This window comes from Streptomyces sp. SID13726 (genome assembly GCF_010548375.1).
Lineage (GTDB): Bacteria > Actinomycetota > Actinomycetes > Streptomycetales > Streptomycetaceae > Streptomyces.
In genome coordinates this window covers 46,658-64,236 of sequence record NZ_JAAGLY010000001.1, presented here as the reverse complement: position 1 = coordinate 64,236, position 17,579 = coordinate 46,658, and the positions used below count along the sequence as shown (strand labels likewise).

Here is a 17,579-nt window from a genome sequence, read left to right as displayed (position 1 = left end):
CCACCGCTACCAGCGCGCGTGTGCGCGACGCCGACGGCGCGCGACCGGCCCACTCGAACGAGTAAGGCGAGGGTGACGCCACCGGGCCGACACACCGATGAACGACCGCCAGGACGCCTCCCGAAGACGGGATGCCTCCCATGGCCCGCTGCAACAGCCCCCGCCCCTCCCGAGGACCGCCCCCTCAAACCCCCGGCGTCTGCGCCCTGCTCACGTCGTAGACCCCCGCCACATTCCGCATCGCCCGCATCAGCGCGGGGAGCAGGGCGGCGTCCGGGAGCTGGACGGTGTACGTGTGGCGTACGCGCTGCTGGCTCGGCGGTTCGACGGTCGCGGAGACGATCTCGGCGCCTTCTCCCGCCATGGCCTCGGTGAGGTCCGCGAGGAGGTGCGGCCGACCGAACGATTCGGCGAAGAGCGTGACCCGGCACTCGGCGGTGTCACCCCAGCGCACTCCGACCTCCGTGCGCCCCACGCCCTTCATGCGCGCCACCGCGGCGCACTCCACGCGGTGCACGGTGACCACTCCCCCACGCACCGCGAAGCCGGTGATCTCGTCGGGCGGCACGGGCGTACAGCACCCGGCCAGCCGTACGGTCGCGCCGGGCTGGTCGACGAGGGCGTCGGCGGTACCGAGGCGGGCGTCGGGGGACGCCGCGACCTGTGGATCGGCGACGGGGCCCGGCGCGGCCGGAGACCCGGGGAGCCTGCTGTCGGCGACCCCGGGACCGTCGGCCACGGCGTCGGGAGTCCGCACTTCGCCAGCGGGCGTCCGTACGGCGTCCAGCACGCCCTCGGCCGATGCCTCGGCGGAGGTCGGATCACCCGTCTCCGTGTCGTCTTGCGAGACCGGCTCCGGCGCGGCCTCGGCCGACGGGTGCGTCGCGATCCAGCGCTGGATGGCGATCCGGGCAGCGGGCGTGTGGGCGTGCTCCAGCCACTCCTTGGAGGGCTCGGCGGCCGGGTCCTGGCCCATGAGGAGCTGGACGGTGTCGCCGTCGCGCAGGACGGTGCTCAGGGTCGCCAGACGGCCGTTGACGCGGGCACCGAGGCACGCGTGCGCGTCCTCGCCGTACTGCGCGTACGCGGCGTCCACACAGGTCGCGCCGTCGGGCAGGCCCAGGGTGCCGCCGTCGGGGCGGAAGACGGTGATCTCGCGGTCCTGGGCGAGGTCCTCGCGGAGGGTGGACCAGAAGGTGTCGGCGTCCGGCGCGGCCTTCTGCCAGTCGAGGAGGCGGGAGAGCCAGCCGGGGTGGGTCGGGTCCACCCGCTCGTCGTCGGCCTCCGTCAGCTCCTCCGCGGGCTGCGCGTACGGGTTGCCGAGCGCCACCACGCCGGCCTCGGCGACCTTGTGCATCTGGTGGGTGCGGATGAGGACTTCGACGACCTGGCCGTCGCCGCGGGCCACGGCGGTGTGCAGCGACTGGTACAGGTTGAACTTCGGTACGGCGATGAAGTCCTTGAACTCCGAGACGACAGGCGTCATACAGGTGTGCAGTTCGCCCAGAACGCCGTAGCAGTCCGCGTCCTCGCCGACCAGGACCAGCAGCCGCCCGAAGTCCGCGCCGCGCAGCCTGCCACGCTTGCGGGCGGTGCGGTGCACGGAGACGAAGTGCCGGGGCCGGATGACCACTTCGGCCTGGATGCCCGCCTCGCGCAGCACCCCGCGCACCTCTTCGGCGATCTCGGCGAGCGGGTCGTCCGCGCGGGAGGCGTTGTCGACGATCAGCTCGCGGGTGTGCTCGTACTCCTCGGGGTGGAGGATCGCGAAGACCAGGTCCTCCAGCTCGGTCTTGAGGGCCTGGACGCCGAGGCGTTCGGCGAGCGGGATGAGGACGTCCCGGGTGACCTTGGCGATGCGGGCCTGTTTCTCGGGGCGCATCACGCCGAGAGTGCGCATGTTGTGCAGCCGGTCGGCGAGTTTGATCGACATCACGCGGACGTCGTTGCCGGTGGCGACCAGCATCTTGCGGAAGGTCTCGGGCTCGGCGGCGGCGCCGTAGTCGACCTTCTCCAGCTTGGTGACGCCGTCGACGAGGAAGCGGACCTCGGCGCCGAACTCCCTGCCCACCTGGTCCAGCGTCACCTCGGTGTCCTCGACGGTGTCGTGGAGCAGGGAAGCCGTCAAGGTCGTGGTCTCGGCGCCGAGTTCGGCGAGGATCAGGGTCACGGCAAGCGGGTGGGTGATGTACGGCTCACCGCTCTTGCGCATCTGGCCGCGGTGCGAGGACTCGGCCAGGACCCAGGCGCGGCGCAGGGGTTCGAGGTCGGCGTCGGGATGGTGGGCGCGGTGGGCCTCGGCGACATGGCCGATGGCGTCGGGCAGCCGGTCGCGGGCGGCGGGGCCGAGCAGGGCGGCGCGGCCGAGGCGGCGCAGGTCGATCCGCGCCCGCCAGCGCGCCGCAGGTCCTGTTACCGGACCTGGGGTCGCGGGGTTCGTCGCCTCCGCACTCATGGGCACCTCCGGCTGCGTGGACCGGCGGACGGGGTGCCCCATGGCGGACACGGCTCAGGGGATGGTGTCTGTCCCCCGTCCGGGCCGGTGCTTGATGCTACCGAGCCCACCACGCCCACCTGACCGCCTCTCGGCGAGCGTGAAACGGATCACCCATTCGAGCGAAGGTTTGCAGGTTTACGATTTCGAGCCGCCTGACCTGCGACTGCCCGTGGTTTCGCACGGCACAGGGCATCGGAGGCTGTGGTTCCACGCCTCCGACACTCCGCGCACTGTGATTCATATGGTCAACGAACCGCACTTTCAAGCCAGTCGGCGTCGATCTCGCCCTCGGCGACGATCACCGCGGGGCCGGTCATCTCGATCTCGCCGTCGGGTCGCTCGGTGATCACCAGGGTGCCGCCGGGCACGTCGACGGTGTACGTCACCGGGGTGCCGGTGGCCACGGGGTCGGCGCCGTCCCTGCGGGCGGTGGCGACGGCGACGGCACACGCGCCCGTGCCGCACGAGCGGGTCTCGCCCGAGCCGCGCTCGTGCACGCGCATGGCGACGTGCCCGGGGCCGCGGTCGACCACGAACTCGACGTTGACCCCGTCCGGGTAGGCGGCGGCCGGGCCGAACGGCGGCGGGGAGTGGAGGTCACCGGCGTGCGCGAGGTCGTCCACGAAGGCGACGGCGTGCGGATTGCCCATGTTCACGTTCCGCGCGGGCCAGCTGCGGTCGCCCACGCTCACCGTGACGTCACCCTCGGGGAGCCGGGCCCGGCCCATGCCGACGGTGACGTCGCCGTCCTTCGCGATGTGCACGGTCTTCACGCCGCCACGGGTGGCCACGGCGAGGTCGCCCTCGGTGGCGTGTCCGGCGTGCTGGAGGTAGCGGGCGAAGACACGGACGCCGTTGCCGCACATCTCGGCGATCGAGCCGTCGCCGTTGCGGTAGTCCATGAACCACTCGGCCTCGACGGCCATGTGCTGGGCCTCGGGGTGTGACGCGGATCGCACGACGTGCAGGAGGCCGTCACCGCCGATGCCTGACCGGCGGTCGCAGAGGGCGGTGACGGTCTCACGGGGCAGGTCGAGGGTGTTTTCGGGGTCCGGGATGATCACGAAGTCGTTCTCGGTGCCGTGACCCTTGAGAAAGGCGATCCGGGTGCTCATGTATCGATCGTACGTGCAGGCCGGTGGGGGCTGATCGCGCCCGCGCGGCGGAGCCGCATATCGACACAGCCCCGCGCCCCTAAGAGCAAAAGGCCCTCACCGCAGCCTTGCCACGCGCCATACCGCCAGCACGATCACCAACACCACCAGCAGGACGTACGACGCCACGACTCGCCAGTCCGCACGACGCTCGGAACCCCTCGGCGGCAGCCCCGGCCACGTGTAACCAACACGCCTCGCCGCCATCATTCCCCAGCCTGCCGCGCACGAGCAGATCAGCAGGCCCAGCATCGCGATCACCGCTCCGCTGTCGCCGAAGTCGAAGGCCAGCGGGAAGGCGAACATCAGGGAGCCGACCGCGGCCAGCGAGACGATGGGGGCGAGCTGCCAGATGCGCAGACGGCGCTGCGGGCGCAGTTCGACCTCGACCTCTTCCCCGGCCGCGAACATCTCCTCGGGCTCGGGGCCGTCGTCGGTCACACCGCCCGGCACCTCGTCGGGCCCGTCGGGGCTCAGACGGTTCCCGTCCTGCTCCGGTTCACCGCTCTCGGCGGTCCGGGGCTCGGTGCCTTGTGCGGTGTCGCGAGGGCCGGCCTCCATCGCCACGCGCCCTCCCAACTCGGACTCCACTTGGTCGATCGAAGCTCGATGATGGCACGGCGCCGGAGGCCCGGATGACGGCCGGAGCGTCCCGATGCCATGACGTGATCAGGCTGTGACCGGTCGTTCGACCAACGCCAGTGCGAGCTGCGGAAGTTCTGTGAGATGTGCCGCAGCCCCACTCAACCAGTGCACCCGCGGATCGCGCCTGAACCATGAATCCTGACGGCGCGCGAAGCGTTTCGTGGCCCGTACGGTCTCGACCCGCGCGTCCTCCATCGCGCACTCCCCGGCGAGCGCCGCGAGCACCTGCTGATACCCGAGCGCGCGCGAGGCCGTGCGCCCCTCGCGCAACCCGCACGCCTCCAGCTCCCGCACCTCGTCCACGAGACCCGCGTCCCACATTCGGTCGACCCGGCGCGCGATGCGCTCGTCCAGCTCGGGGCGTGCCACGTCGACGCCGATCTGGAGGGTGTCGTAGACCGAGTCGTGGCCGGGGAGGTTGGCGGTGAACGGCTTGCCGGTGATCTCGATCACCTCAAGAGCCCGGACGATACGGCGGCCGTTGCTGGGCAGGATCGCGTGCGCGGCCTCGGGGTCGGCGGCGGCGAGGCGGGCGTGCAGCGCGCCGGAGCCGCGCAGCACCAGCTCCTCCTCCAGACGGGCCCTGACCTCGGGGTCGGTGCCGGGGAACTCCAGGTTGTCGACGGCCCCGCGGACGTACAGCCCTGAGCCGCCGACCAGGATCGGCCAGCGGCCCTCGGCGAGCAGCGCGTCGATGCGCTCGCGGGCCAGCCGCTGGTACTCGGCGACGGACGCGGTGACCGTGACGTCCCAGATGTCCAGGAGGTGGTGCGGGACGCCGTCGCGCTCCTCGGGCGTCAGCTTGGCGGTGCCGATGTCCATCCCCCGGTACAGCTGCATGGAGTCGGAGTTGACGACCTCGCCTCCCAGGCGCTGGGCGAGGAAGACGCCCAGATCGGACTTTCCGGCCGCGGTGGGTCCGACGACGGCGATGACGCGAGGGGAGGGGGGTGCGCTGCTCACCGCCCCAGTCTCGCAAACCTCGGGACCCCACCTCGAACGAGTTACGTGACGGCGTGGGTCCGGGGTCGTTGCCAGTTGCGTGGTTTCCGCCGCCCTGTTCATGGAGGCGGCGTTCCGGGTGGCGCAGACGGGCGTACCGGACGACGCGGGATTTCCCCCGCACGAGTAACGTATGGAGTGGATATGGGCGTTTTCGCACGACTTCTCCGGAGGTCGAAGGCTACGGAGGAGGCGTCAACCGCCGAGGCGCAGGCCGACATCGAGACGGCCGGGCCCGCGGCGGACGAGGCGGCGGCGAAGGGGTCCACGAAGGCCGGGGCCGAGGACGAGACCGAGGTCACGGGCGACGTCACGACGGAAGCCGCGACCGACGTCACGGCCGAAGCCACAGCCGAGGCCACGGCAGAGGCCGATGTCACGGAGCCTGCCGGAGCCGAGGACGCGGACTCGGACGGGTCGACGGCGGCGAAGGCCGTCGAGGACACTGCCGCCGAGGGCGTCGGGATCCCCAAGCAGCAGTCCGCCGAGGAGGCGGCCGAACGTGAGGCCGGCGAGGGCGCCCGCACGTAACTGCCCCGCGTGGGAAGGTGAACGATGGGTCTCCTGGACAATTTGAAGGCCAAGCTCAACCCGGCCAAGGACAAGGTCTCCGGCCTCGCGCAGCAGCACGGGGACAAGATCCAGCACGGTCTCGACAAGGCCGCGAAGGTCGTGGACGAGAAGACCAAGGGCAAGTACAGCGACCGCATCCAGACGGGTACGGGCAAGGCCAAGGACGCCATGGACCGACTCGCGCACAAGGACGGCACGGAGGGACCGGGCGACGGCACCCCGCCGGCCTCGCCCCCACCGGCTTCCTGAACGGCAGCACGGCACATCGACGGACGGCCGCGGGGCAGCACCACGCCCCGGCCGTCCGCCGTTTCCGACGGCCGCGAGCCGCTCCGGACCGCTCAGACCGCCCCGGACCGCGTCCGAGGCCCGCGCAGCCGTCCTGCCGTCCCTGCCGTGCCCCTACGCCCCTTGCCGCTCCCTACGGCCGTCAGGACCAGGCAGCGACCACGTACCCCACGCCGTACGGCGCGACCTCGTACAGCAGCGCGCCGCCGAGTCCCGCGCCCTCCGCCGCCCCGGCGAGGACCTGCCAGGGTGCCCGGCCGGAGGCCTTCAGTTCGTACGCCAGCTCGGCGTCCAGCGTCTTCAGGGCCGCCACGTCCGCCGCGCCCAGCGCACGCGCGACCTCCGCGTCGAAGGGGGCCGCGCGCTCGTCCAGGTACCCGGGTGCCTTGAGCGTGCGGCAGGCGCTGGCGTCGCCCATCACCAGCAGTGCCACCCGCTCGGCCCGGGCGGCGATTCCCTTCCCGCTCTGGATACACCGCTCGGCCTCCAGAGGTTCCCCCACACCGAGTCCCTCGATCGGGGCGTCGGACCAGCCCGTGCGCTCCAGCAGCCACGCGGCGACGGCGAGCGAGGTCGGGAGTTCGCGCTCGGACTCCGCGTCCCGGCCCAGCCGTACGCCGAGATCCACGCCGAAGCCGCGGAACGACCCGCGGGTCCCCTCCGGCAGCACTCCGCGCCCGCTGCGCTCGGCGGCCGGTCCGACGACCACGAGGAGATCGGGCCGGGCGGCGGCGAGCACGCCCAGCGCGTCCGTGCACGCGGCGCGGGCGGCGTCCAGCTCAGGCGCGGCGCCCGCGGCGACCTCGGGCACGAGGAGCGGCGGACAGGGGCAGACGGCGGCGGCGACCAGCATGATCGGGAGCCTACCGTCAGGGGTGCTTCAGTCCGGAGCCCGTGCTCCACGCCAGCTCGGCCAGCCGGTACGTGGCCACGAACGTGCACACCTTGCCCTTGATCCGAGCGTAGTAGGCGTCCCCGTCACCGATCCGGTAGACCTCGCGGCCCTGCTGCCGCAGCCCCTTGCGAGGCGGGTGGGTGCAGGCGAGCTCGTAGAGGCGGGCCCGGGCTCCGTCGCCGGTGTCCTCGAAGCGGGTCACCTCCTCGCAGGAGAAGTCGTCCACGCCCTCGTTGCCGTACTGGACGATCACCACCCAGTGCGCCATGCCCGCCCCCTCGTCGATGTGCGCTCAGTGCGCCGCGCAGCCCCCCGTGGCCGCCGGCAGCGGCTCCGGTACGCCGATCCCCGGCAGCCCCAGCATGACACCCGCCGACTTCGCGGCCTCCGTGGTGGTGCGCTTCTCCCACGCGTCACCCGCGCGCGTGCGGCGCACGTCGAGTACGGCGCCCTCGGCGAGGAGGTGGTGGGGGGCGGCGTAGGTGATCTCGACCGTGACGACGTCGCCGGGGCGGACCTCCTGGTCGGGCTTGGTGAAGTGGACCAGGCGGTTGTCGGGGGCGCGCCCGGAGAGGCGGTGGGTGGCGCCGTCCTTGCGGCCCTCGCCCTCGGCGACCATCAGCTCCAGGGTCCGGCCGACCTGCTTCTTGTTCTCGTCCCAGGAGATCTCCTCCTGGAGGGCGACGAGACGCTCGTAGCGCGCCTGGACGACCTCCTTGGGGATCTGCCCCTCCATGGTCGCCGCGGGGGTTCCGGGGCGCTTGGAGTACTGGAAGGTGAAGGCGTTGGTGAAGCGGGCCTCGCGGACCACGTGCATGGTCTGCTCGAAGTCCTCGTCGGTCTCGCCGGGGAAGCCCACGATGATGTCGGTCGAGATCGCGGCGTCCGGCATGGCGGCGCGGACCTTCTCGATGATCCCGAGGTAGCGGTCCTGGCGGTAGGAGCGGCGCATCGCCTTCAGGAGCGTGTCCGAGCCCGACTGGAGGGGCATGTGGAGCTGCGGCATGACGTTCGGGGTCTCGGCCATCGCGGCGATCACGTCGTCGGTGAAGTCGCGGGGGTGGGGAGAGGTGAAGCGGACGCGCTCCAGGCCCTCGATCGAGCCGCACGCGCGCAGCAGCTTGCTGAACGCCTCGCGGTCGCCGATGTCGGAGCCGTACGCGTTGACGTTCTGCCCGAGCAGCGTGATCTCGGAGACGCCCTCGCCGACCAGGGCCTCGATCTCGGCCAGGATGTCGCCGGTACGGCGGTCCTTCTCCTTGCCGCGCAGGGCCGGGACGATGCAGAAGGTGCAGGTGTTGTTGCAGCCGACGGAGATCGACACCCAAGCCGCGTAGGCGCTCTCGCGCCGGGTCGGCAGCGTGGACGGGAACGCCTCCAGGGACTCGGCGATCTCGACCTGCGCCTCTTCCTGCACGCGCGCGCGTTCCAGCAGGACGGGCAGCTTGCCGATGTTGTGCGTGCCGAAGACGACGTCCACCCAGGGCGCCTTCTTCACGATGGTGTCGCGGTCCTTCTGCGCGAGGCAGCCGCCGACGGCGATCTGCATGCCCGGACGGCTCACCTTCCTCGGCGCGAGCCGGCCGAGGTTGCCGTAGAGCCGGTTGTCGGCGTTCTCCCGCACCGCGCAGGTGTTGAAGACGACGACGTCCGCGTCCCCGTCGGAACCCTCCGGCGCGGGCACGTACCCGGCCTCCTCCAGCAGCCCGGACAATCGCTCGGAGTCATGGACGTTCATCTGGCACCCGTAAGTGCGCACTTCGTACGTTTTCGGAGATGAAACGTCCACTGCCGGGCTCCGGTCGCTGCTGATGGTCATGGGTCAAGGGTAGGCGCTTCCCGGAATCCCCTGTCCCAGCGCTCAGCGGCGGGCGTCCAGTCGAGCAGCGGAGCTGAACGAGCGGGTCGATGTGGGCGACGGATTCCGCGGTGGCGGGCAGCCGGTAGCGCTGCACGACGGTGTGTATCGGCGCCTCTATGGCGGCGAGGTCGTCGGGGTGCTCGTACCTTGGATCAGGTCACCGGGGCCAGGGCATCGAGGTCGGTCACTTCGTACGCCGAGTGCGCATAGCGGTTCGACGGGCCCAGCGTCAGGGCAAGGGTGTGATGGTCGCCGGGTGGCGGCGCGGTCGCAGCGGACGGGAGCCATGCTGCGGTCCGGTCGCGCTGACTGCCGTAGAGGGGTGCGCCGGAAGGTCGTCGTGCGGAGGACGACATGGCCCAGGCGGCGGACGCCGGCCGGTTCGCGGGGTGGGCGCTGGGTGGCGTTGGCGCTGTCGCGGCCGGCGAAGTTGAGCCGCTGGGGGCGTTGCGCGGGCAGGGCGGGCGCCTCGTCGGTGCCGGAGACGACCCGAACGCGCAGGCCGCCGGGGTCCAGTACGTCGACGGCGTTGCCGCCGAGGGGCGGGGGCAGCGCCGTCGACGTACTGGACCCGGGTGCCGATGGCCTCGGCCAGGCGCAGCAGGTCGCGGGGGCGGCTGCGCGGAAGGCCGGGCCCAGGAAGCGTGAGCCGCGGCCCTTGTGGCCGATCACGCGGGGGCGCCCGGCCAGGTGTCGCGCAGATGCGGCGCGCGGCCGTCGCGGTACGACGTCATGAAGCCGAGGCCCCGGGCGAAGGCCATGGAGTCCCGGCGCCGCATCCTCGACGCGGCGATCCAGATCGCGGGCGAGCGCGGCTACGGAGGCACGTCCATCGCGGCCGTCAGCACCAAGTGCGGGCTGCCAGCGGGGTCGCCGCTGGAGCGGACGGTGTTCCTCCAGACCCGGGACGGAGCTGTTCCCCGACCTGAGCGACGAGAACCTGCGGACGCTCACGACGTACGCCGTCACCGGGGCGGACGGACTGTTCGCGCACCGGGAGGTCAACGGCGACTCGGTCGACCTGGTGGGCCTGTTCGGGCTGCACGCACGGCTGGGGTTCGAGGCGGCCGCACGGATGACGTGACCGTGGCCGCGCGGGATGACGTGAATCACGTTCGGGCGGAGCCCAGGGGCTTTGCATGACCATGCGTGGTGATGCATAATCTTCCTATGTCCAAGGTCCTCACGTCCCTCCCCGCCGGCGAGCGCGTCGGCATCGCCTTCTCCGGCGGTCTCGACACCTCCGTCGCCGTCGCGTGGATGCGCGACAAGGGCGCCATCCCCTGCACCTACACCGCGAACATCGGCCAGTACGACGAGCCCGACATCGACTCGGTGCCCGGCCGCGCGCAGGCCTACGGTGCCGAGATCGCGCGCCTGGTCGACTGCCGTGCCGCGCTGGTCGAGGAGGGACTGGCCGCGCTGACCTGCGGCGCGTTCCACATCCGCTCGGGCGGGCGGGCGTACTTCAACACCACCCCGCTGGGCCGCGCGGTCACCGGCACGCTCCTGGTGCGGGCGATGCTGGAGGACAACGTCCAGATCTGGGGCGACGGTTCGACCTTCAAGGGCAACGACATCGAGCGGTTCTACCGCTACGGCCTGCTCGCCAACCCGAACCTGCGGATCTACAAGCCGTGGCTGGACGCGGACTTCGTGACCGAGCTCGGCGGCCGCAAGGAGATGTCGGAGTGGCTGGTCGCGCACCAGCTGCCGTACCGGGACTCGACGGAGAAGGCGTACTCCACCGACGCCAACATCTGGGGCGCCACGCACGAGGCGAAGACCCTGGAGCACCTCAACACCGGCATCGAGACCGTCGAGCCGATCATGGGCGTCAAGTTCTGGGACCCTTCGGTCGAGATCGCCCCCGAGGACGTCACGGTCGGCTTCGACCAGGGCCGCCCGGTGACCATCAACGGCAAGGAGTTCGGCTCCGCCGTCGACCTGGTCATGGAGGCCAACGCGATCGGCGGCCGGCACGGCCTCGGCATGTCCGACCAGATCGAGAACCGGATCATCGAGGCGAAGAGCCGCGGTATCTACGAGGCTCCCGGCATGGCCCTGCTCCACGCGGCCTACGAGCGTCTCGTGAACGCGATCCACAACGAGGACACCCTCGCCCAGTACCACAACGAGGGCCGGCGTCTCGGCCGTCTGATGTACGAGGGCCGCTGGCTGGACCCGCAGGCCCTGATGATCCGGGAGTCCCTCCAGCGGTGGGTCGGCGCGGCGGTCACGGGTGAGGTCACCCTCCGCCTCCGGCGCGGCGAGGACTACTCGATCATCGACACGACCGGTCCGGCGTTCTCGTACCACCCGGACAAGCTCTCGATGGAGCGCACCGAGGACTCGGCCTTCGGCCCGGTCGACCGGATCGGCCAGCTCACCATGCGCAACCTCGACATCGCCGACTCGCGCGCCAAGTTGGAGCAGTACGCGGGCCTCGGCCTGATCGGCACGGGCAGCCCGACCATCGGTGCCTCCCAGGCCGCCGCGACGGGCCTGATCGGCACCATGCCGGAACTCCCCGAGGGCGGCGCCGAGGCCATCGCCTCCCGCGGCGAGGTCTCCGAGGACGAGGCTCTGCTGGACCGCGCGGCCATGGAGTTCGGTACGGACTGACGGAGTTACAGGTACTGACTGACGGAGTTGCGGGTTGGGAAGGCCGGTTCCGGTGCCTTGGGGCACTGGGGCCGGCCTTGTCGTATGTCGGCCGGGGCGGCGTCTTGAGGGGCTGGTGCTTCGCAGGGGGGATCTGCCCGTCCTACGGCACCCCTACTGCACCCCTACGCCCCCCCTACAGCACCGCACACAGCCGGACTTCCACCAACTCGCCGGGATTCCAGGACAGTTGACCTGCGCAGCGGCTGGACTCAGCTCCGTCGGAATCTGTGAAGGAGGTTTCGAAGGGAAACGGGAACGATAGGTTCCCTCCATGAACGCGCGGCTCGCTCTTCTCAGCACGGTTGCCCCTGGTGCGACGGAGAGCGAGGTCTTCCGGCTGGCGCTCGGGCACGCGGTCGGCGAGCTGAGCGCGCTCGGCGGGACCATGCACCTGCGCGGCCCGATGTCGGCGCTGCGCCTGGTGTCGTCCCTCGGTCTACCGCCCGCCCTCACCCGCACCTGCGAGATCGTCGACCAGGAGGGCCCGCTGGCCCCGGCCCGCGCGCTCCAGCAGGGCAAGGGCGTCTGGGTCCCGCTGTCCCAGGACGCGCCGGAGCAGACCGGCTGGCCCGGCACCGGCCTCGCCGCCCTCCCGGTGTTCAGCGGCAGACGCAGCGTCGGCGCGCTGACCGTCCTGGCCGGTGAGCGGGGCGAGCCGACCCCGGGCCACTGGGACTTCCTGCGGGACGTCGTCGCCTGGACCGAGGACCGGATGGCCCAGGCCCCGCCGCCGTCCGGCCCCTCACAGGCGGAGCTGAGCGGTGAACGGCTGCGGCAGGCCCTGAAGGAGGTCCAGGTCGGCTCGTGGGACTGGGGCATCCGCAGCGGCGAGCTGATCTGGGACGAGGCCGCGCTGGAGTTGTACGGCACCCGCCCCGCCGACTTCACCGGCCGCGTCGAGGACTGGATGCGGTGCGTGCACCCCGACGACCTGCCGCCCGCCCTGGCCGCGGTCGAACGGGCCATCGCCGGCCACACCGTCTTCGAGGCGGAGTACCGCGTACGGCGGCTGGACGGCACCTGGGGCTGGACGAAGGCGCGTGCCGTCGCGACCTACGACGAGCACGGCGAGCCGCTGCGGATGATCGGCGTCGGCTGGGAGAGCAACGAGTCGCGCACCGCCCGGGACGCCCTCAGCCGGGCCCTGCGGCACATGAGCGACGGCTTCCTCGCGGTGGACGAGGAGTGGCGGATCACCTTCGCCAACCTGGAGGCGGAACGCTTCCTCGGCTTCTCCGAGGAGGAGCTGTTCGGCCGGCTGCTGTGGGACCTGGCGGCCACGAGACAGGTCCCGGGCCTCAAGGAGAGCTGTCTGGAGGCGGCGGCCGAGGAGAAGCCGACCGGTTTCGACGTGCACATCGCGGAGTGCGACCGGCGCCTCCACGTCCGTCTGGTGCCGGGTCCCGACGGGCGCACCCTGTACTTCCAGGACGTCACGGAGAAGCGCCGGCTGGCCGAGGAGCGGCAGGCGGCCGAGCGCGCCGCGGCCGAGCGGGCGGTCCGGATCGCGGAGCTGACCACGGAACTCGCGAAGGCGACGACCTCGCGGGACGTGGTGGACGCGGTCGCCCGCCGGGTGCTGCCGCCGTTCGCCGCCGCGGGACTGATGGTCCAGGTCATCGAGGGCGACCGGCTGCACCACGTGGGGGCCGCCGGCTACTCCCGGTCCTTCCTCGACCTGCTCGACACCCGCTCCCGGGCGGCGTCCGGCGACCCGGCCTGGGACACGATCGCCTCCGGGACCCCGCTGTTCGTGTCCTCGGCGCACGAGTACGCCGCCCGCTACCCCGAACTGGCCGGATTCCCGGAGCGCGGCAACAAGAAGTCCTGGGCGTTCCTGCCGCTGACGGCGTCCGGTCACACCTTCGGGGTGTGTGTCGTCTCCTTCGACCGGCCGCGGCTGCTCAGCGACGAGGAGCGGGCCCTGCTGACCACGATCAGCGCGCTCGTCGCCCAGTCCCTGGAGCGGGCCCGGCTCTACGACGCCGAGCACACCCGGTCCCGGGAACTCCAGCGCAGTCTGCTCCCGCAGGCGCTGCCCGACCTGCCGGCGTGCACGGCGGCGGCGCGCTACCTCCCGGCGGGGCCCGGCGCGGACGTGGGCGGCGACTGGTACGACATCATCCCGCTGTCGGGCGGGCAGGTGGCGCTGGTCGTCGGCGACGTGATGGGCCACGGGCTGCCGGAGGCGGCCACGATGGGACGGCTGCGGACCGCGGTGCACACCCTGGCCGACCTGGAGCTGCCGCCCGACGAGATCCTCGGCCACCTCAACGACATCGTCGGCGGCATGGGCGAGGCGTCGTACGCCACCTGTCTCTACGCGCTCTACGACTCGACGACCCGGGTCTGTTCGATCGCCCGGGCCGGTCATCCGCCGCCCGCGCTGGTCCGCCCCGACGGCACCGTGCACTTCCCGGAGCCGGACGCCGATCCACCGCTGGGCGCGGCGAAGCCGCCGTTCGAGACGGTCGAGCTGGAGGTGCCCGAGGGCAGTCTGCTGGTGCTCTACACGGACGGACTGGTGGAGTCGTCCAAGCGGGAGATCGACGAGGGGATGGCGGAGCTGGCCCGGCTGCTGCGCAGGGCGCACGACGACGGGACGGCCGTAGACCTTGAACACCTGTGCGACACGCTGACGGCGGGGCTGCTGCCCGCGGATCAGCAGGCGGCCGACGACGCGGCGTTCCTGGTGGCCCGGCTGCACGCGCTGCCGGCCGAGCGGATGGCGTCCTGGTCGCTGCCCGACGATCCGAAGGCGGCCGGCCAGGCGCGTCGGCACATCCGTGAGCAGCTCGCGGCCTGGGATCTGGAGGAGCTGGTCCCGACCGCGGAGCTCCTGGTCAGCGAGCTGGTCGGCAACGTCGTACGGCATGCGCGGGGTCCGGTCCGGCTGCGGGTCCTGCACTCCACCGAGCTGATCTGCGAGGTGTACGACGGCAGCCAGACCATGCCCCGTATCCGCCGCGCCACCGAGACCGACGAGGGCGGCCGGGGCCTCCAGCTCATCTCGGCCCTCGCCACCCGCTGGGGCGCCCGCTACACCCCCACGGGCAAGTGCATCTGGACCGAACAGCCCCTGCGCGCCCCGGAGAACCCCCAGGAGCCCCCGGAGATCCTCTTCCTCGACCCCGCCGACTTCGACGAGGACTGGGACGCCGTCCTCTGACCGCCCACCCGTCCGGCCCAGCCCCGCGGGCCGACCACGGAACGCCTTCCTAGGGTCGCGGTGACGGCTGTTCGGGACCCGCGAAAGGCACGCCCCATGGCGATACGCACCACGACCACACGCCCCATGGCGACCCGCACCGCGCTCGCCGGCACGGTGATGGCGATCCTGACCGTCGGACCGACGGCGGGTGTCGCCCACGCCCGGTCCGACCTGGACTGCGCGGACTTCGCCTACCAGGAGGACGCGCAGGCGGAGTTCGACCGCGACACCTCCGACCCGAACCGGCTCGACGAGGACCAGGGCCCGGACGACGGCATCGCCTGCGAGGTGCTGCCGCGCAGGAGCGTCGCCGCGGCCGACGTCCCCGCGGTGAGCGTGGCCACGCCGCTTCCGACGCTCGGCGTGCAAGGGGGCGTCGGGGGCAGCACCGGTCCGGCCGGTTTCGAGCGGGCGATCGGGGTGGCCCTGGCGCTCGGCGGGGTCGGGCTCGCGGGGGCGCATGTGGTGCGGCGGCGACGCGCCAGGAACCGGAGCGCACGTCCGCTCGCCGGCCGTCTCACGGATCGATGAGCCCCGCCCGTATCGCGTAGCGCGTCAGCTCCAGGCGGTCCCTCATGCCCAGCTTGTGGAGCAGGTTGGCGCGGTGGCGCTCGACCGTCTTGGCGCTGATGAAGAGCAGTTCGCCTATCTCCTTCGTGGTGTGGCCCTCGGCCACGAGCTTGAGGATCTCCTCCTCGCGCTCGGTGACGGCCCGCGCGGGCAGGTCCTCGCCACGGTGCAGCCGATCGAGGTAGGAGCGCACCAGAGCCCGCTCGGCGCCGGGATACACGAAGGACTCGTCGCGTACGGCGGCCCGGCACGCCTCGACGAGATCCCGGTCGGCGACGGACTTGAGGACGTATCCGCTGGCCCCGGCCTTGAGCGCCTCGAAGAAGTACTGCTCGTTGTCGTACATCGTCAGGATCAGGATCCGCAGGTCCGGCAGCCGCCGGGACAGCTCACGGGCCGCCTGGAGCCCCGTCATCCGGGGCATCGCGATGTCCAGCACGGCCAGATCGACCTCACGCGCGCGTGCCATCTCCACGGCCTCCGCGCCGTCCCCCGCCTCGGCGACGACCGTGAGATCCGGCTCCCCCTCCAGGATCAGCCGCACTCCCCGTCGTACGAGCGTGTGGTCGTCGGCGAGCAGTACCCGCGTGGGCTCCGCCATCACCGCACCTCCGCCGCGACCGGTATGCGCAGCCGTACGTCCGTCCCCCGCGCGGGCCCCGCCGTCACCGAGAACACCGCCCCGACCAGCAGTGCCCGCTCCCGCATGCCCTGTATCCCGGCCCCCTCCACCGCCCCGCCGAGCCCTCTGCCGTTGTCCCGCACCAGGAGTTCGACGCCCCCGGCGACCGGCTGGAGCCGGACCTCGGCGCGGTCGGCGGCGGAGTGCCGCGCGGTGTTGGTGAGACCCTCCTGGGCCACCCGGTAGACGACCAGTTCGGACTCCTCGGTCAGCCGGGGCAGTTCGCCCTGGACGTGATGCCGCACGGTCAGTCCGTGCGTGGTGAACTCGGCGGCCAGCGAGCGCAGGGCGCTCTGCAGGCCCAGCTCCTCCAGCACCCCCGGCCGCAGCCGGCGCGCGATCCGGCGGATCTCGTCGAGCCCGGCCCGGGTGGCCTCCTGGGCCTGGCCGACCTCCTCGCGCAGCTCCTCGGGCGCCCGGTCGGCGACTCGCTTGAGCTGCAACAGCACGGCCGTCAGGGTCTGCCCGACCTCGTCGTGCAGCTCACGCGCGATGCGGTGCCGCTCCCGCTCCTGGGCGGAGAGCGCGTGGGCCGCGCCGGTGGCCCGCTCGGCCTCCAGCCGGTCGAGCATCGTGTTGTACGTCGTGATCAGCGCGGCCGTCTCGGAGGGACCGGAGACGGGCGCCCGTACCCCGGGCCGCAGCAGGTCGGCGGCGGCCATGGCCCGGCCCAGCCGCTGGAGCGGGACGAGCCCGACCCGCAGCACGAGGGCGTTGGCGACCAGCAGCAGCGCGAGCCCGCCGAGAACGACCACGGCCTCCCCCTGCCGGACCGGCGTCGACACGGTGACCGGCCCCAGCAGCAGCGCGGCGGCTACGACGAGGCCCGCGGCGTTGAGCGAGAAGATCCGCCAGAACAGCGACACGGCCCTGCCCTCGCTCCTCTCGTACGACGCCCGACGAGCAAGTGTCGCCGGGCCCCGCCGCTCGCGTATATCCGTCACGTCACCCATATCGCCACCGTACGGGGAGCTGACACCATGCGAACCCGGCACCCGCGATCACTCGAAGCACCGCGATCACTCGAAACACAAGGGGAAGAAACGTGTCTGCTCCACGCCTGAGGGCGACGCCGCTGCCGGGAATCGGGGTCCAGTACGACCTCATGACCCGGGAGGACCGCCATCTCTCCGTGGTGGCGCACCGCGACGGTGCCCGCACGGTGAGCGTGTACCGGGCCGACGACCCCGACTCCTGCGCCCAGTCGCTGCGCCTGACCGGCTCCGAGGCCGGCGCCCTGATCGACGCGCTGAAGCCCTCCCACCACAGCCCCAGCCTGCTCTACACCTCCGACCTGGGCCTGGTGGCCGAGCGCATCGAGGTGGCGGCGGGCTCCCGCTACAACGGCCGGGTCCTGGGCGACACCAAGATGCGCACCGACACCGGCGCCTCCGTGGTGGCGGTGCTGCGCCGGGCCGAGGCGATCCCGTCGCCCGCGCCGGACTTCCGGCTGGTGGGCGGGGACATCCTCATCGTCGTGGGCACCCGCGAGGGCGTCGACGCCGCCGCGGCCGTCCTCGGGCGGGAGTGAACG

General features: G+C 72.2%; 15 protein-coding genes and 1 pseudogene. 7 read left to right on the top strand and 9 right to left on the bottom strand.

Annotated elements, in window-relative coordinates; translation table 11 throughout:
- Positions 1 to 184: 184 nt before the first annotated feature.
- The 4 genes from G3I78_RS00280 to miaA form a co-directional block, all read right to left on the bottom strand.
- Complete coding sequence (locus tag G3I78_RS00280; protein WP_164420657.1) at positions 185 to 2,455, bottom strand: HD domain-containing protein; 2,271 nt, start codon at positions 2,453 to 2,455, stop codon at positions 185 to 187.
- A gap of 287 nt (positions 2,456 to 2,742) precedes the next feature.
- Positions 2,743 to 3,612 (bottom strand): diaminopimelate epimerase, encoded by an 870-nt coding sequence (gene dapF, locus G3I78_RS00275; RefSeq protein ID WP_164420656.1) that lies wholly within the window; start codon positions 3,610 to 3,612, stop codon positions 2,743 to 2,745.
- A 96-nt stretch (positions 3,613 to 3,708) separates the two neighbouring features.
- Positions 3,709 to 4,212 (bottom strand): hypothetical protein, encoded by a 504-nt coding sequence (locus G3I78_RS00270; protein WP_164421313.1) that lies wholly within the window; start codon positions 4,210 to 4,212, stop codon positions 3,709 to 3,711.
- Positions 4,213 to 4,320: 108 nt separating this feature from the next.
- A complete protein-coding gene (gene miaA / locus G3I78_RS00265) occupies positions 4,321 to 5,259 on the bottom strand; it encodes a tRNA (adenosine(37)-N6)-dimethylallyltransferase MiaA (RefSeq protein WP_164420655.1) in 939 nt (312 codons plus the stop codon).
- Between the two features lie 183 nt (positions 5,260 to 5,442).
- On the opposite strand from miaA, the gene G3I78_RS00260 reads away from it, so the two are divergent.
- Entirely contained in the window at positions 5,443 to 5,829 is a 387-nt protein-coding gene (locus tag G3I78_RS00260) for a hypothetical protein (RefSeq protein WP_164420654.1), read from the top strand.
- Between the two features lie 24 nt (positions 5,830 to 5,853).
- The gene (locus tag G3I78_RS00255) at positions 5,854 to 6,120 is read left to right on the top strand and encodes an antitoxin (RefSeq protein ID WP_164420653.1); all 267 of its coding nucleotides are present in this window, start codon (positions 5,854 to 5,856) and stop codon (positions 6,118 to 6,120) included.
- A 181-nt stretch (positions 6,121 to 6,301) separates the two neighbouring features.
- Here the strand turns inward: G3I78_RS00255 and G3I78_RS00250 are convergent, their stop codons facing one another.
- The 3 genes from G3I78_RS00250 to miaB are packed head-to-tail and all read right to left on the bottom strand — an operon-like array spanning position 6,302 to position 8,873.
- A complete protein-coding gene (locus G3I78_RS00250; RefSeq protein ID WP_164420652.1) occupies positions 6,302 to 7,012 on the bottom strand; it encodes a class III extradiol dioxygenase subunit B-like domain-containing protein in 711 nt (236 codons plus the stop codon).
- 16 nt (positions 7,013 to 7,028) lie between these two features.
- The gene (locus tag G3I78_RS00245) at positions 7,029 to 7,322 is read right to left on the bottom strand and encodes a hypothetical protein (RefSeq protein ID WP_164420651.1); all 294 of its coding nucleotides are present in this window, start codon (positions 7,320 to 7,322) and stop codon (positions 7,029 to 7,031) included.
- 24 nt (positions 7,323 to 7,346) lie between these two features.
- Positions 7,347 to 8,873, bottom strand: a complete 1,527-nt coding sequence (miaB, locus tag G3I78_RS00240; RefSeq protein WP_203614025.1) for a tRNA (N6-isopentenyl adenosine(37)-C2)-methylthiotransferase MiaB — start codon at positions 8,871 to 8,873, stop codon at positions 7,347 to 7,349.
- A 774-nt stretch (positions 8,874 to 9,647) separates the two neighbouring features.
- Here miaB and G3I78_RS00235 point away from each other — a divergent pair.
- From G3I78_RS00235 to G3I78_RS00220, 4 genes and pseudogenes are all read left to right on the top strand, one after another.
- A pseudogene (locus G3I78_RS00235) lies at positions 9,648 to 9,999 on the top strand (TetR/AcrR family transcriptional regulator).
- A gap of 86 nt (positions 10,000 to 10,085) precedes the next feature.
- A complete protein-coding gene (gene argG / locus G3I78_RS00230) occupies positions 10,086 to 11,540 on the top strand; it encodes an argininosuccinate synthase (protein ID WP_164420650.1) in 1,455 nt (484 codons plus the stop codon).
- Between the two features lie 313 nt (positions 11,541 to 11,853).
- Complete coding sequence (locus G3I78_RS00225; protein WP_164420649.1) at positions 11,854 to 14,751, top strand: SpoIIE family protein phosphatase; 2,898 nt, start codon at positions 11,854 to 11,856, stop codon at positions 14,749 to 14,751.
- Between the two features lie 96 nt (positions 14,752 to 14,847).
- The gene (locus tag G3I78_RS00220; protein WP_343243617.1) at positions 14,848 to 15,324 is read left to right on the top strand and encodes a hypothetical protein; all 477 of its coding nucleotides are present in this window, start codon (positions 14,848 to 14,850) and stop codon (positions 15,322 to 15,324) included.
- Here the strand turns inward: G3I78_RS00220 and G3I78_RS00215 are convergent.
- Both G3I78_RS00215 and G3I78_RS00210 read right to left on the bottom strand, forming a co-directional pair.
- On the bottom strand, positions 15,311 to 15,964 hold the full coding sequence (locus G3I78_RS00215) for a response regulator transcription factor (RefSeq protein ID WP_164420648.1): 654 nt from the start codon (positions 15,962 to 15,964) through the stop codon (positions 15,311 to 15,313). The genes G3I78_RS00220 and G3I78_RS00215 overlap by 14 nt on opposite strands.
- Positions 15,964 to 16,911, bottom strand: coding sequence for a HAMP domain-containing sensor histidine kinase (locus G3I78_RS00210; protein WP_343243642.1), 948 nt, complete (start codon positions 16,909 to 16,911; stop codon positions 15,964 to 15,966). Before G3I78_RS00210 ends, G3I78_RS00215 begins: the two co-directional genes overlap by 1 nt.
- Before the next feature lie 179 nt (positions 16,912 to 17,090).
- Between G3I78_RS00210 and G3I78_RS00205 the strand changes: the two genes are divergently transcribed.
- Positions 17,091 to 17,576, top strand: a complete 486-nt coding sequence (locus G3I78_RS00205; RefSeq protein WP_164420646.1) for a TrkA C-terminal domain-containing protein — start codon at positions 17,091 to 17,093, stop codon at positions 17,574 to 17,576.
- Positions 17,577 to 17,579 lie beyond the last annotated feature (3 nt).